Here is a 15,217-nt window from a genome sequence, read left to right on the forward strand (position 1 = left end):
AGCCTGCTCGCGAAGGCGTCGTGTCAGATACATCAACGTGAATGACACACCGCTTTCGCGAGCAGGCTCGCTCCCACACTGGATATTTGTTCAGCCGAAGAACCAGTAGCAGACGAAGATCGCGCCAACCACGCCGGCAAATTCCGCCAGCAACGCACACCCCACCGCATGCCTTGCGCGCTGGATCCCCACCGCGCCGAAATACACCGCCAACACATAGAACGTCGTTTCAGTACTGCCCTGAATCGTCGCCGCGACCAACGCCGGGAAGCTGTCGACGCCCGAGGTTTTCATCGTCTCGATCAACATCGCCCGCGCCGCACTGCCGGAGAACGGTTTGACCATCGCCGTCGGCAACGCATCGACAAACCGCGTGTCCCAACCGGCCCATTCGACCAGATGGCGAATACCGTCCAGACCAAAGTCCAGCGCCCCGGAAGCACGCAGCACGCCCACCGCGCAGAGCATCGCCACCAGATACGGCAGCAGATTCTTCGCAACGTCGAAACCTTCTTTGGCGCCTTCAACGAACGCTTCGTAAACCTTCACTTTCCTCAACGCGCCGATGATCAGAAACAGCATGATCAACCCGAACAGCGTGAGATTGCCGAGGATCGACGACAATCCCGCCAAAGCCGTCGCCGACAGCGTGCCCAGTAACGCCATAAAGCCGCCGAGGATCAGCGCACCGGGAATCAGATATGCCAACACCACCGGATCCCAGATCCGCAGGCGCTGCATAAACGCTACCGAGAGGAAGCCGACAATCGTCGAGCAACTGGTCGCCAGCAGGATCGGCAGGAACACCAGCGTCGGATCCGGCGCGCCTTGCTGGGCGCGGTACATGAAGATCGTTACCGGCAGCAGGGTCAGGGAGGAGGCGTTGAGCACCAGGAAGAGGATTTGCGCGTTACTGGCGATGGTGGCGCTGGAATTGAGCTCCTGCAGCGCCTTCATGGCTTTCAGGCCGATGGGCGTGGCGGCGTTGTCGAGGCCCAGACCGTTGGCGGCGAAGTTCAGGGTGATCAGGCCAAGGGCAGGGTGGCCGGCCGGGACTTCCGGCATCAGCCGCAGAAACAGCGGGCCGAGGACTTTCGCCAACCAGTCGACGATTCCGGCCTTTTCGGCGATGCGCAGGAAACCCAGCCACAGGGTGAGGGTGCCGAACAGCAGCACCATGACTTCGACCGAGAGCTTGGCCATGGCGAAAATGCTCTCCACCATCGCCGCAAAGATCCCGGCGTTGCCGCCGATCAGCCACTGCGCCAGCGCCGACACGGCTGCCACGATGAAGAAGCCAAGCCACAGGCCATTAAGCATCAGTCAAATCCCCCGAAGAATGCGGCGAATGATAACGGCGTGGCCAGAAACGACAAACCCCGGATTTCTCCGGGGTTTGTGTGCGCATCTTTTGTGGCTTGGCTCACATCCCCTGTGGGAGCGAGCCTGCTCGCGAAAGCGTCCTGTCAGTCACATCAATGCTTAATGACATACCGCCTTCGCGAGCAGGCTCGCTCCCACAGAAAAGCCGATTTCCACAGGTCTCAGCAATCAGTTCTTGGAGATTTCGCCCGCTGGCAGTTTGGTCTTGGTGCGCCAGTGTGGCAGGGAGTTCCAGTAGCGCTCGCCCTTGGCGTCGTCGTACATGCCTTCCCAGCGCGAGATAACCAGCACGGCCAGCGCGTTACCGATCACGTTCAGTGCGGTACGGGCCATGTCCATGACGCGGTCGACACCGGCGATGAACGCCAGACCTTCCAGCGGAATACCGACGCTGCCCAAGGTAGCCAGCAGCACCACGAAGGACACGCCCGGCACACCGGCGATGCCTTTGGAGGTGACCATCAGGGTCAGCACCAGCAACAGTTGCTGGCTGATCGACAAGTCGATGCCATACAGCTGCGCGATGAAGATTGCCGCGATCGACTGATACAGAGTCGAACCGTCGAGGTTGAACGAGTAACCGGTCGGTACCACGAAGCTGCAGATGGCTTTCGGCGCGCCATAGGCTTCCATTTTCTCGATCACGCGCGGCAGCACGGTTTCCGAAGAAGCGGTGGAGTAGGCCAGCACCAGCTCATCCTTGAAGATGCGCATCAGCTTGAACACCGAGAAACCGAACATCTTGGCGATCAGGCCCAGCACCACGAAGGCGAAGAAAGCGATGGCGAAGTAAACCAGGATCACCAGTTTGGCCAGCGGCACCAGCGAGGCGAAACCGAAGTTGGCCACGGTCACCGCGATCAGAGCGAATACGCCGATTGGCGCATAGTTCATGATCATGTGGGTGACTTTGAACATGCTTTCCGAGACGCCCTGGAACATCTTCACCAGCGGCTCGCGCAGATCCGACTGCAGGCTCGACAGACCGAGACCGAACAGCACGGAGAAGAAGATGATCGGCAGCATTTCGCCGCGAGCCATGGCCGCGAAGATGTTCGACGGGATCAGGTTAAGGATGGTCTCGATGAACGCGTGTTCATGCTGCACCTCGGCGGCAGTCGCCTGGTACTTGGAGATGTCCACCGTGCCCAGCGTGCTCATGTCGATGCCGGCACCCGGATGGAACACGTTGGCCAACAGCAAGCCGACAACGATCGCGATGGTCGTGACGATTTCGAAGTAGATGATGGTTTTCAGGCCGATACGCCCGAGTTTCTTGGCGTCGCCCACGCCAGCAATGCCGACGATCAGGGAAGAGATGACGATCGGAATCACGATCATCTTGATCAGACGGATAAAGATATCGCCTGCCGGTTGCAAGACATTGCTGATCCACCAGGCCTTTTCGGCACTGAAGTGGTTGAGCAACGCCCCAATTGCAATCCCCAAAACCAGACCGATGAGGATCTGCCAGGCGAGGCTGAGTTTTGCCTTCTTCATTATCTTTACCCTTACTTGCGTTTGACTCAGGCACATGCAGGAACTGGAACGCTTTTTAGCGGAAAAGTCTGTGCATCTGCCTCCGTATAAGGTGCCCCGAAGCGCGTATTTACGGCTCTCCGGCAGGCGAAAAAAGGCGCAACTATTCCGATGCAAGGTTGCGCCGTCTAATGCCGTAAACGCCTACCCTATGCCGAATCGGCATGAGCTTTTTTAAATGAAACTGGCGTCCCAACCGGTTCGATTGCGACATTTCGGCCGGCATAACTGCCGTGAACCGGCCATCACAGCCTAGGTTGGTGGTTTTTTAATCAGGAAAAATCGACAGAAATTTGAGGAAAAAGCCTACGCAGGAAGACTAGAAGTCCTCTTGAATAGAAGTCTTCTTTCTCGATATACGGTCGCCCGGAAACACCGCGTAATGTTTTCGCGCACAGTCTGGTCGCAAAAAAGCATGAGCAGGTCGCTCTGGATCAATGTTTTGATGGTTTTTTGCTGAGGATGAAGCTCAGCGCAGATCCGTCGAACCACTGGGGGTTGGCGAACCTGCGTCGCAGCTTTGACGTGCCCTGACCCGGCCCTCTCGCAGGCACTCCCTGTACCCGTAGGTCACTCCGACCCTGCAACAGTCAGAACGTCCCGGCCCCTTGGTCATGCGCCGAGCCTCCTCGGCTCGGTGCAAAGGAAGGCAGCAGGGCTGCTGCCTTCATGTTCAATACCAGTTCGGATCTTTCTTCAGGGTTTCCATCAGCAGATCCTGCATGCCTTGATCGGGTTTGCCGAGGAAGCGGTAGGTGGCATGTCGCGTGGGCGACTTGTCGGCCGGCAGTCCTTCGGGCACATCGACGAGCATGGCGTATGCATCTTTCTTGTCGAAACTGAACGCGACGATCAAGCGGTGGTTCAGGCACTTGTCCTGCGATTCGCAGAGCGGCCCAACCAGATACTTGTCGCCGTCTTCGGTGACGGCATTCATCTGTTGGTCAGGTGTACCGGAGAGGTTCATCACCCATTCCGGCAGGCGCTCTTCCTTCTTCACCACGCCTTCCCACGTTTCCCGATACTGCGGGTCGGAACTAAGCAGTTCGTTGACCCGCGTCTGGCCGTCGTTGGCCGCCATCGCCATGGCACTACCGCCCAGAAGCAGGGCGGCTGCCAATGCTTTTAAAGCATTCATCGTTAACCTCGGCCGCGACGGCCAAAGAAGAAGGAAGCGATGAACATCACCAGGAACACGACAAAGAGAATCTTGGCGATACCCGTGGCGGTGCCCGCGATACCACCGAAGCCCAGTACTGCAGCGATGATGGCAATGATCAAGAATGTAATTGCCCAGCTCAACATGGTGATTCTCCTTACTTCTCTATTTAGGGGTGTGGCGTGTTCCGGCGCTGCGCGCCCGAATTTGTAAAATCAGATCGATCAGAAAACCCAGCGCTCTTCGCGTGGCAGCTGATCCAGTGGCTCCGCCTGGTCGACCGACATCATGCGCATCGGCGCGCTGTCTTCCTGGGCGCTGCTGACAGCGCTGAAATGGCTCTGTGTCGCGTGCTGCATCGAGATCAGCGGTGCCTCTGGCTGCTGGGCGTTTTCCCAGCGCAGGTATTGCTGGCAAGCGATCAGGGTGATCAGCAGCGCAAGTACGCCAAACAGACCTTGCTGGATATGCAGTGGCGAGATACGCACTTGGGCGGCACGTTGGCGAGTCATCCTGGGTTCCTCACTCTCTTATTCGGTTGGGGCAGTTCTGATCTGCCCGGGCTGATAGAGATATTGCAGACTGCATGCCAGTTTTTTAATTGATTAAAAAATCAATAAAAACAATAGGTTACGATCGATCTGAAAATCTTTCGCGACGCATCCTGCACGATGGCTCTTCCACGGTCGTGCAAACCGCACGATTATTTCGTAGGAGAATTCATTCTTATGGAATTGAGTTGAGGTCTTGGATGTCAGAAAAGGACGCAGGGAATCCCCTGCAAATCGCTGTTTGTTTAAAAAATCAACAAAATCAACGTATTGGCCCTGAAGGCTGGAGAGAGCTACCCTCCTATGGCTCGCATCGTTCAGAATCAACCATGCAACTTGCCCGATTTTTCCGGGACTAACCCAAGACCAATCTTTATGGAGCGTAGGAAAAATGGAATCTGCCACTGAGCAACAAGGCCGCATTCTGCTGGTGGACGATGAATCCGCCATCCTGCGAACCTTCCGTTATTGCCTCGAAGACGAAGGCTATACGGTGGCCACGGCCAACAGCGCCGCTCAGGCCGACGCGCTGCTGCAACGCCAGGTCTTCGACCTGTGCTTCCTCGATTTGCGTCTGGGTGAAGACAACGGCCTCGATGTACTCGCGCAAATGCGCATTCAGGCGCCGTGGATGCGCGTAGTGATCGTAACCGCGCACTCTGCTGTTGATACCGCTGTAGATGCGATCCAGGCCGGCGCCGCCGACTATCTGGTCAAACCGTGCAGCCCTGATCAGTTGCGTCTGGCCACCGCCAAACAACTGGAAGTGCGCCAACTGTCGGCGCGCCTCGAAGCCCTCGAAGGCGAGATCCGCAAGCCGAAGGACGGGCTCGATTCCCACAGCCCGGCGATGAAAGTCGTACTGGAAACTGCACGCCAGGTCGCGGGCACCGACGCCAACATTCTTATTCTCGGCGAGTCCGGCACCGGTAAAGGTGAACTGGCCCGCGCCATTCACGGCTGGAGCAAACGCGAGAAGAAATCCTGCGTCACCATCAACTGCCCGTCGCTGACCGCGGAATTGATGGAAAGCGAGCTGTTCGGTCACAGTCGCGGCGCGTTTACCGGTGCCAGTGAAAGCACGCTGGGTCGCGTCAATCAAGCTGACGGCGGCACGCTGTTTCTCGACGAGATCGGCGATTTTCCCCTGACGTTGCAACCTAAATTGCTACGTTTTATTCAAGACAAGGAATACGAGCGGGTAGGGGATCCGGTCACCCGTCGCGCCGATGTACGAATTCTCGCGGCGACCAACCTCAATCTGGAAGACATGGTGCGCGACGGTCGCTTCCGTGAAGACCTGCTCTATCGCCTCAACGTCATCACCCTGCATTTGCCGCCGCTGCGTGAGCGCGCCGAGGACATCCTCACCCTGGCCGATCGCTTTCTGGCGCGCTTCGTTAAAGAGTACGCGCGTCCTGCACGCGGTTTCAGCGACGAGGCTCGTGAAGCACTGCTGGGTTATCGCTGGCCGGGCAACATTCGTGAGCTGCGCAACGTGGTCGAGCGGGCGAGCATCATCTGCCCGCAGGAGCGCGTGGAAATCAGCCACCTCGGCATGGCCGAGCAACCGGCCAACAACGCACCACGGGTCGGCGCAGCGCTGAGCCTGGATGAGTTGGAAAAAGCCCACATCGGCGCGGTTCTCGCCACCGCCGGCACTTTGGATCAAGCAGCGAAAACCCTCGGCATCGACGCCTCGACCCTGTATCGCAAGCGCAAGCAGTACAACCTGTGAGTGCCGGGCGATGAAACTGGCGATGAAGTTGCGCACACGGTTGTTCCTGAGCATTTCCGCCTTGATCACCGTGGCGTTGCTCGGGCTTCTGCTCGGGCTGGTCAGCGTGATGCAGATGGCCGGCTCGCAGGAAGCGCTGTTGCGCAACAATTTCGTCACCCTTGATCTGGGCCTGAAGATGCGGCAAACGCTGGGTGATCAACTGATCCTCATGTTGGCCGAAAAGCCGGATGACGCCGCGTTCGAAGCGTCCAAACAGCATTACTTCGAGCTGCTCGATGAAGGCATCGCCCAGGAACGCGGTGATGATGATCGCCAGTACGGTTTCAGCCAGGCCAAAGCGGATTACATAAGTTTTCTGCAGGCGTTTGACCTGTCCCGTGACCCGGCGACCGCGTTGAGTAGCAATGCCAACTTCAGGGAACGCTTCAATGCGCTGCGCAACGGTTTGATCACCGAGCACAAGCATGCGCTGGACAACATTAATGCCGTGCAACACGCCGCCCGCGAACGGGCGTTGCTGGTTGCCGGCCTGCTGGGGCTGGTCGGGCTGGCGGTGTTGATCATCGGTTTCGTCACCGCTCACGGCATTGCGCGACGCTTCGGCGCGCCGATCGAGGTGTTGGCGAAAGCTGCCGACAACATCGGGCAGGGCAACTTCGAAGTAACCCTGCCGATTTCCTCAGCGATGGAAGTGAACCTGTTGTCCCGGCGTTTCGGGCTGATGGCCGAAGCACTGCGCGAGCACCAAGCGACCAACGTCGACGAATTGCTCGCCGGTCAGCAACGGTTACAGGCCGTGCTCGACAGCATCGACGATGGCTTGTTGATGATCGACCGTCAGGGCCATCTGGAACACCTTAACCCAGTCGCGCAGCGCCAATTGGGCTGGGAGGACGATCGTCTCGGCCAAGGCCTCGGCACCGCGCTCGGAAGGCCTGAGCTGGACGCTCAGCTGCAACTGGTGCTGCGCGGCGGCACGCTGGAGCGCGCACCGGAAGATTTGAGTATCGAGGTCGATGGCGAATCGCGTCTGCTGACGTACAGCCTGACACCGGTCAGCCACACCCAAGGGCATATCCTCGGCGCGGTGATGGTGCTGCACGACGTCACCGAGCAGCGTGCGTTCGAGCGGGTGCGCAGTGAGTTCGTCTTGCGTGCTTCCCACGAATTGCGCACGCCGGTCACCGGCATGCACATGGCGTTCGGCCTGTTCCGCGAACGGGCGAAATTTCCGCCGGAGTCGCGCGAGGCTGATCTGCTCGACACCGTGAACGAAGAAATGCAGCGCCTGATGCAGTTGATCAACGACTTGCTCAACTTTTCGCGCTACCAGAACGGTTTGCAGAAACTCACGCTGGCACCGTGCTCCATCGAAGATTTGCTCGAGCAGGCGCAGCTGCGGTTCGCCGATTCGGCGGCGGCGAAGGGCATTGCCCTCAATGTCGAGTTGCAAGGCCCGTTGCCGCGTTTGCAAGCCGATCAGGCGCAACTCGATCGCGTGCTCGACAACCTGATCGACAACGCCTTGCGCCATACCGCCCGCGACGGCCAGATCCGTTTGCAGGCCCGTCGGCATGGCGAGCGGGTGATCATCAGCGTCGAAGACAACGGCGAAGGGATTGCCTACGGCCAGCAGGGGCGGATCTTCGAACCGTTCGTGCAGGTCGGGCGCAAGAAGGGCGGCGCCGGGCTTGGTCTGGCGCTGTGCAAGGAAATCGTCCAGTTGCATGGCGGGCGCATGGGCGTGTATTCACGGCCGGGGCAGGGCACGCAGTTCTACATGGCGTTGGCAGTCTAGGCTTCGTCATCCATTCGGCGGCCAGCGAGTCGTCGGCCACGGGTGATCAGTTCGATAAACTGCACCGCGCTCAAGGCATGAGCGAACAGCCAGCCCTGACCAAATTTCACCCCTTCGCTGCTGAGCAACTCGGCTTGCGATTCCAGTTCGATGCCTTCGGCAATCACCTTCAGATCCAGCGCCTGCGCCATGTGAATGATGTGCGGGGCAACGCCGCTGCTGGCGGCGTCATGGCCGAGCGCGTCGATAAAGGCTTTGTCGATTTTCAGGCAGTCCACCGGCAGGGTTTGCAGGTAGGCGAGGCTGCAATAGCCGGTGCCGAAATCGTCGATCAGCACTTGGTGGCCGACATCGCGCAGGGCTTGCAGATTTTCCCGCGCCACCACCACATCGATCAATCCACGTTCAGTCACCTCGAAGGCAATCTGCCGCGCGGCCACCCGATGCAGGGTCAGCAGGCGCGCCATGACCTGGCCGATGCGCGGCACCATCACGTCGCACGCTGCGAGGTTCACCGAGATATACAGCTGTGGGTTGGCGCGCAGGAGCTGACCGAGTTGCTCCAGCAAACGCTGGAGAACGAAGTCGGTCATCTGCCTGATCTGTCCGGTGTTCTCCGCCATCGGGATAAACAGGTCAGGGCTGGTCAGCGTGCCGTCCGGGCGCCGCCAACGCAGCAAGGCTTCAGCGCCGACGCAATTGCGACTGTCGAGATCGAAGATCGGTTGATAGAGCACCTGCAACTCGCCCCGGCGAATCGCGCCGTGCAGCTCGGCGTCTATTGACTGACGCTGGCGCACCAGCAAAAACACCAGGAACCCGGCCAGCGCGCCGAGCAAGAGGCAGGCTGGCACCATCCACCACCAGACGGCGGGAATGTGCATGCCGCTGCGCGGCGAGATCAGCACCAATTGATATTCCGGGTTGTCGGTGGGCATGCGGTAGACAAGGCGGGTTTGCGTGACTTGCAGCGCCTCGCGGTTTTTCGGTGGCCAGTGCTCGGTTGGCGGCCAGGCCTGCTCTGTGCCAAGTACCGGGATTGCTCGCGTGCCGTGATCGAGCACCACCAGCAGGCTGCTGCCGGGCGACAGGTCGACCATGTCGGTCAAATGTCCGCGCGAAGTGGCCACGCGAAAATTGCCGCGCCCGAGCATCAGTGCGGCGCGGTTTTCATCGGGTTCGGTGGTGGTGTTCAGCCAATAGCTGTAGGTCGGGCCTTTGATGTCGGGCTGGCGAGCAACCGTCAAACCTTCCTGACGCGGACGGTTGGAACAGGTTCGGGTGCCATCGCTGTAGGCGGCTTCATAGACGAAGCGATAGTTGAAGGTGACTTGCTGCAGGGTGGCAATCATGTCGCCGTCACAACTGCGCAACGGCTGTGCTTCGAGGTCGTCGAGACTTTCACGCAACTGGCCGAACAATTGTTCGAGGCGGGCGAGGAAACGTTCGCCTTGCGCGTTCATTTCGCGGCTTTCGCTTTGCTCGACCTGACGCATCGCGAAGAACATACCGCCGGCGATCAGCAGGCTGGCACTGAGGACAGCCGCGATCGTCGCCAAAAACCAAGGGCGATAAAACCAGCTACGCAGCGTCTCTCGGGTAGCAACCATATGGAATATCCGAAGAATTACCAATGAGTTATAGCTGCTGATTGCGATTTCGCCCTGACCGTCGGGCGGGCGTCATTATTTTGTCTGATTAAGTACCAACAACAGCGCCGCCGTTTGCGCATCCGGGGTGCCATCGAAGCGCGAAGGGCGGTAGTGCATCTGGAACGCGGCGAGGACGTGACGGGTGGCGACGTCGAGTTCGCCGGTCTGCGGCGTGTCGTAGCCAAGGTGCGCGAGTTGCCCCTGGAACCAGCTGATGCTCGGCAGTTCGCCGCTGTTGAACAGCGCCTGCTGGCGCGCCACCGCTTGTTCATTGGGCCACAGGCCCAGGCCTGCGTCAGCCAGACGCTTCCAAGGGAATAGCGGGCCCGGATCGAGTTTGCGCAACGGCGCGATGTCGCTGTGGCCGATGATATGGCGCGGGCTGATGCCGTTGCGTTTGCTGATGTCTTTGAGCAGGGCGATCAGCCCTTGGATCTGCGCTTCGCTGTACGGATACCAGAGGCGGCCGGTTGGCGTGTCTGTGAAGCCCGGGTTAACGATTTCGATGCCGATCGAGCTGGAGTTGAGCCAGGTGCGGCCCTGCCATTGGCTTTCGCCGGCGTGCCAGGCCCGCTGGTTTTCATCCATCAGCTTGTAGACGGTCGCGTTCTTGTCATCGCTGATCAGGTAATGGCTGCTGACTTCGCCGTGGGTCAGCAATTGCAGCGAACGCTCCAGCGAAGCCGAGGTGTAATGGACGATCACGAACTGAATGCGGCTGTCGTAATTGGCCGAAGGGTGGCTGGTGTCGTAACGCGGGGCGCTGGCACAACCGGCCAGAACGAGCAGCGACGCGAGGAGGGCAAAAAATTTCATGGCTGAGGGCAATACACGCAAGACAGTAATGCAACAGTGTAACGTACTGCCTTGCGTCTCGACGGTCAGCGGGCGGATTTAAACAAAATGGAACAAATTGCTCAGCCGAGCTCGACCCGATTGCGTCCTGCGTTTTTCGCCCGGTACAGCGCCTGATCGGCTCTTTTAAGCACCAGATCGCTGTGTTCTCCGGCCTTGAACGATGCCAGTCCCATGGAAATGGTGATGGTCACGCGTTCGCCCTTGAAGTGGAACGGGCAGGCCTCGATCGCTGCGCGCAGCGTTTCCAACAGTTTCGCGCCGAGCGCTGGCGGCGTGGCCGGCAGCAATAGCACAAACTCTTCACCGCCAAAACGCGCAATGAAATCGGAACCGCGCAGGCGTTTGCGCAATACGGTGGCGATGATCTTCAGCACCTTGTCGCCGGCCAAGTGGCCGTAGTTGTCGTTGATGCGCTTGAAGTGATCGAGATCGAGCATCGCCAGGCTCAGGGTGTTGCCGTGCTGCTGCCACTGCTTGATTTCATGCTCAAGGCGTTCGCTCCACGCGGCGCGGTTGGGCAGACCGGTGAGCGGGTCGATCAGGGCTTTCTGGCGTTGTTCTTCAAGGTGTTCGCGGAAGCCTTGGGCTTCCTGTTCCATGTGCGCCACGCGCTCGGACAGGCCTCTGAGCCGCGTCGCCACTTCCTGCTCGCGGGCGTCGCGCTGCTTCTGGTGCTGATCCATGGTGCCAAGCAGGCCTTCCAAATGATTCTCCAGCACTTGCTTGAGGTCATCCAGATCCGCCGCTTCTTGCACGCTGGTCTGCAAACCATCGACTTGCTCGCGAATTTGCGTGTCCATCGCCCGCGCCGCCGAGCTGTTGTCGGCATGACCATCACTGGCGGCTTGCAGATTGCTTTGAAACGCTTCGAGGCGTTCGTTGAGTTGTTGCAGATAGGCTTCGAATTCGTGCTGGCCGCTGTCAGTGATCGCCAGCATCAACGTCGCCAGATCGTCGAGGATCGGGATCAGTTCGTACCAGTTCAAGCCGTGTTTCAGCCGCTCGCGCATCGCCTCGGCTTGCGGGCGATGGCGTTCGGGCAGGGTCAGGTCGTCGAGCAAGCCGATCAGGGTGTCTTCGATGTGTTTGGCCACGGAGCTGTAGGACGGCTCCGGGGTGTCCGGCAGAGAAAAGAGAATGTCTTGCTCGGGTTGTTCCGGGTCGATCGCGGCCAGTGCCTGGGCGATGGGTTCGGGCAGCGGCAGGCTGTCGAGGATCAGCGGGGACGGATCGCTGTGGTGGATCAGTTCGTCGGGGTTGAAGGCAACGAGGGGGGCAGGGGCGGCAATGACCTGCGGTTCCGGCTCGACGGCGATGACTTCTGCTGGAGCGCTGACGGCTTCGCTGGCGACGGTTGGCGGCACGAAGGCGAAGACTTCCGGTTCTGCCTGAATCGCCGTAGCGGGTGTTTCAGTGATCGCAACGCAAGGGGCTTCCTGGATCGGAAGCGCAGCTTTTACCGGTTCAATGGTTGCGGCAGGCGCAACCGGTTCGGGTGCAGCAACCGGTTGAGCAGCCTGAACCGGGGCGGGCGCTTCTGGTGTAGGCGCTTCATCGCTGTCACGACCGCCAAACAGACGCTGCAACAATCCCGGTCGCTCAGGTTCGGCAGGCGCGTCCAACTGACTCAACGCCTTGCCCTGCAAACCACTGAGCTCACTCAGCAGCAATGGCATTTCCCGCGCTGAACCGACGCGGCCATCCAGTTGCTTGGCGAATTTTTTCAGTGGTTGCGCGACTTCGCGAGGCAGCGGCAAGGCTTGCAGTTGCGTCACCAGCGCTGTCAGCGCGGTGCTGACCTGATCAATGCGGGTTTCGCGGCGTTGCTCGGAGTCGAGCACGGCTTTTTCCAGGCGCGGTAGCAGGGCGGCGAGGCCGGCGTCCATGTCGTCGGTGCGCACCACGTCGCGCATCTCTTTCATGCACTGATCAACGACTTTGTCGGTGCCTTCGGCGGCTAACGTGCTGCGCACCAGCCCGCGACGCAGCAGGTCGAGCCTGGCGGCCCAGCGGCGTTCGAGTTTGTCCTGTTGTTCGATGCTTTTGAGGTATTTCTCTTTCCAGCGCTGGGCTTCGTCGCTCATTCAGGGGTTCCGCGAGGGTCAGGACTCAACGCGGGCAATGCATCAGCCGTGAGCGAACCCGGCAGACGAATCTCTACCGCGACCGGCAGGTGATCGGAAATGGGATGCGCCAGCACTTCGACCTTTTCCAGGGTCAGGGTCGGGCTGAGCAAAATATGATCAAGGCAACGCTGAGGACGCCAGCTGGGGAATGTCGCTTCCACCTGCGGGGCCAGCAGGCCGAGATCGCGTAACGGAGAATGTTGTAGCAGATCGCTGGCGTGGGTGTTCATGTCGCCCATCAACACCTGGTGTTTGTAGCCACCGATCAGTTCACGAATATAGGCCAGTTGCAGGCTGCGGGTTCGCGCGCCAAGGGCCAGATGCATCATCACCACCACCAGCGCTTCCGGACCTTCGCCGAAACGCAGCAGAATCGCGCCACGACCTTTCGGGCCGGGCAGCGGGTGATCTTCAATCGCCGACGGTTTCAGACGACTGAGCACGCCGTTGCTGTGCTGGGCCAGTCGGCCGAGATTGCGATTGAGTTGTTGATACCAGTAAGGGAAGGCGCCGAGCTGGGCCAGGTGTTCGACCTGATTGACGTAGCCCGAACGCAGGCTGCCGCCATCGGCTTCCTGCAAGGCGACCAGATCGAAGTCGCCGAGCAAGTCGCCGATCTTTTGCAGATTGCCTGAGCGACCGTTGTGCGGCAGCAGGTGCTGCCAGCTACGGGTCAGGTAATGCCGATAGCGCTCGGTGCTGATGCCGACCTGGATATTGAAACTGAGCAGGCGCAGACGTTGGTCTGCGGGCAGGCCCGTGGACTCCAGGTGATGCTCGTTGACCTGCGGATCATGCAGGCCAACGATGCGTTCAGACTTCCAGCGGCGCATGGCGGGGGCGGCGCTTAGTTGGCTGCAGCCTTGGTTGCCGCTCGCTCTTTGGCGACCAGTTGGTCAGCCAGTTGCAGCGCTTGTTCGGCACCACCGGCAGAGCCGATGTCAAAGCGGTACTTGCCGTTGACGATCATGGTTGGAACGCCAGTGATTTCATACTTCTTGGCCAGTTCGCGAGCTTTTACGATCTGACCTTTGATGGCGAACGAGTCAAAAGTGGCGAGGAACTTGTCCTTGTCCACGCCTTGGGTGGCGAGGAAATCAGCCATCTCGTTCTTGTCGGTCAGCTTTTTGTGTTGTTTCTGGATGGCTTCGAAAACCGCCGCGTGAACCTTGTGCTCGACACCCATCGCTTCCAGGGTCAGGAACATTTGGCCGTGAGCGTCCCACGGCCCGCCGAACATCGCCGGGATACGCACGAAGTTGACGTCGGACGGCAGTTTTTCAACCCACGGGTTGATCACTGGCTCAAAGGCGTAGCAGTGCGGGCAGCCGTACCAGAACAGCTCGACCACTTCGATCTTGCCAGGCTCTGCAACCGGTACCGGGTTGGCCAGTTCCACATAAGGGGCGGCTGGGGCTTCGGCGGCTTGGGCGGTGACGCCGAACAGGCTGGCAGCGACGAGAGCGGCGCTGATGATCAGATTACGCATGCTTTACTCCTGGACAATTTTGGTCGCCTCGCGCGACCTGTTTTCAGACAGATCCTGGCGGGCATGAGTTCTGTAGTGTAACGGCAGCGGCCACAAAAAAGGGCGGCCAAAGCCACCCTTTTTATACTTGCTGCGACGGATTAATCGAGCGTTAACATTGCAGGAGATATCAACTCCAGCATTGGATCACGCAACCCCCCTGTAGGAGCTGCCGAAGGCTGCGATCTTTTGATCTTCACCCTCGCTCAACGCCCGCCACAACGCGCTTAGTGCAGACCCTGAATGTAGCTGGAGACCGCTGCGATATCTTCGTCGCTCAAGCGCTTGGCGATGGTCTGCATGGTCATGGTGTCGCCGTCGTTGGTACGGCCGCCTTCTTCCTTGCGGAAATCGGTCAGCTGCTTGGCGATGTATTGAGCGTGTTGGCCACCCAGGTGCGGGAAGCCGGCAGCGGCGTTACCGGCGCCATTCGGCGAGTGGCAACCGGTGCAGGCTGGCAGGCCTTTGGCGAGGTTGCCGCCACGGAACAGCGCTTCACCGCGAGCGACGATCTTCGGATCGGCGGCGCCGACGCTGCCTTTCTGGCTGGCGAAGTAGGCGGCGATGTCGGCCAGATCCTGATCGCTCAGGTTGGTCAGCAGCCCGGTCATTTCCAGAACGGTGCGCTTGCCCGACTTGATGTCGTGCAGTTGCTTGGTCAGGTAGCGTTCACCTTGACCGGCCAGTTTTGGAAAGTTTGGCGCCATGCTGTTGCCGTCCGGGCCATGGCAGGCTCCGCAAACGGCGGCTTTTGCCTGGCCCGCTGCGGCATCACCGGCAGCATGGGCGAAGCCTGAGATTCCCACGGTCAACAGCAGACTCACGATCAATTTGTTCATCAGCTAATCCAACTACGGCTAAGGGTTAAGTTATGGACCGGGT

The 15,217-nt window shown here is 59.6% G+C and carries 13 protein-coding genes; 2 read left to right on the forward strand and 11 right to left on the reverse strand.

Translation table 11 applies throughout. The features are described 5' to 3' along the window. Positions 1 to 90 precede the first annotated feature (90 nt). The 5 genes from QMX93_RS14195 to QMX93_RS14215 all read right to left on the reverse strand — a co-directional run bounded on the left by QMX93_RS14195 (position 91) and on the right by QMX93_RS14215 (position 4,593). A complete protein-coding gene (locus QMX93_RS14195) occupies positions 91 to 1,320 on the reverse strand; it encodes a spore maturation protein (protein WP_282356623.1) in 1,230 nt (409 codons plus the stop codon). Between the two features lie 231 nt (positions 1,321 to 1,551). Continuing rightward, positions 1,552 to 2,883 carry a glutamate/aspartate:proton symporter GltP gene (gene gltP / locus QMX93_RS14200; protein ID WP_053125381.1) on the reverse strand — a complete coding sequence of 444 codons (1,332 nt, stop codon included), beginning with the start codon at positions 2,881 to 2,883 and terminating at the stop codon, positions 1,552 to 1,554. A gap of 712 nt (positions 2,884 to 3,595) precedes the next feature. Continuing rightward, positions 3,596 to 4,060, reverse strand: coding sequence for an inhibitor of vertebrate lysozyme family protein (locus QMX93_RS14205; RefSeq protein WP_053125383.1), 465 nt, complete (start codon positions 4,058 to 4,060; stop codon positions 3,596 to 3,598). A 2-nt stretch (positions 4,061 to 4,062) separates the two neighbouring features. After that, positions 4,063 to 4,227 (reverse strand): DUF1328 domain-containing protein, encoded by a 165-nt coding sequence (locus QMX93_RS14210; protein WP_003177151.1) that lies wholly within the window; start codon positions 4,225 to 4,227, stop codon positions 4,063 to 4,065. A 78-nt stretch (positions 4,228 to 4,305) separates the two neighbouring features. Continuing rightward, entirely contained in the window at positions 4,306 to 4,593 is a 288-nt protein-coding gene (locus tag QMX93_RS14215; RefSeq protein WP_053125385.1) for a hypothetical protein, read from the reverse strand. 430 nt (positions 4,594 to 5,023) lie between these two features. On the opposite strand from QMX93_RS14215, the gene algB reads away from it, so the two are divergent. Together algB and QMX93_RS14225 are read left to right on the forward strand one after the other, a co-directional pair. Next, positions 5,024 to 6,370 carry a sigma-54-dependent response regulator transcription factor AlgB gene (gene algB, locus QMX93_RS14220; RefSeq protein ID WP_053125387.1) on the forward strand — a complete coding sequence of 449 codons (1,347 nt, stop codon included), beginning with the start codon at positions 5,024 to 5,026 and terminating at the stop codon, positions 6,368 to 6,370. 10 nt (positions 6,371 to 6,380) lie between these two features. Further along, a complete protein-coding gene (locus QMX93_RS14225; protein ID WP_053125389.1) occupies positions 6,381 to 8,171 on the forward strand; it encodes a KinB sensor domain-containing domain in 1,791 nt (596 codons plus the stop codon). On the opposite strand, the gene QMX93_RS14230 is transcribed toward QMX93_RS14225, so the two are convergent. From QMX93_RS14230 to QMX93_RS14255, 6 genes are all read right to left on the reverse strand, one after another. After that, complete coding sequence (locus tag QMX93_RS14230; RefSeq protein ID WP_212550250.1) at positions 8,168 to 9,781, reverse strand: EAL domain-containing protein; 1,614 nt, start codon at positions 9,779 to 9,781, stop codon at positions 8,168 to 8,170. The genes QMX93_RS14225 and QMX93_RS14230 overlap by 4 nt on opposite strands. Before the next feature lie 75 nt (positions 9,782 to 9,856). Beyond that, the gene (locus QMX93_RS14235) at positions 9,857 to 10,639 is read right to left on the reverse strand and encodes an N-acetylmuramoyl-L-alanine amidase (RefSeq protein WP_282356625.1); all 783 of its coding nucleotides are present in this window, start codon (positions 10,637 to 10,639) and stop codon (positions 9,857 to 9,859) included. 101 nt (positions 10,640 to 10,740) lie between these two features. Beyond that, entirely contained in the window at positions 10,741 to 12,765 is a 2,025-nt protein-coding gene (locus QMX93_RS14240; protein ID WP_282356627.1) for a diguanylate cyclase, read from the reverse strand. Then, a complete protein-coding gene (locus QMX93_RS14245) occupies positions 12,762 to 13,640 on the reverse strand; it encodes an endonuclease/exonuclease/phosphatase family protein (RefSeq protein ID WP_159813387.1) in 879 nt (292 codons plus the stop codon). Before QMX93_RS14245 ends, QMX93_RS14240 begins: the two co-directional genes overlap by 4 nt. 14 nt (positions 13,641 to 13,654) lie before the next feature. Beyond that, entirely contained in the window at positions 13,655 to 14,296 is a 642-nt protein-coding gene (dsbA, locus tag QMX93_RS14250) for a thiol:disulfide interchange protein DsbA (protein WP_159813385.1), read from the reverse strand. Between the two features lie 266 nt (positions 14,297 to 14,562). Further along, positions 14,563 to 15,174: a c-type cytochrome gene (locus QMX93_RS14255; protein ID WP_008081240.1), complete on the reverse strand. Its 612-nt coding sequence runs from the start codon at positions 15,172 to 15,174 to the stop codon at positions 14,563 to 14,565. Positions 15,175 to 15,217: the final 43 nt, after the last annotated feature.

Origin of the sequence: Pseudomonas sp. PS01303, assembly GCF_029959385.1 — a bacterium.
GTDB lineage: Bacteria > Pseudomonadota > Gammaproteobacteria > Pseudomonadales > Pseudomonadaceae > Aquipseudomonas > Aquipseudomonas rustica.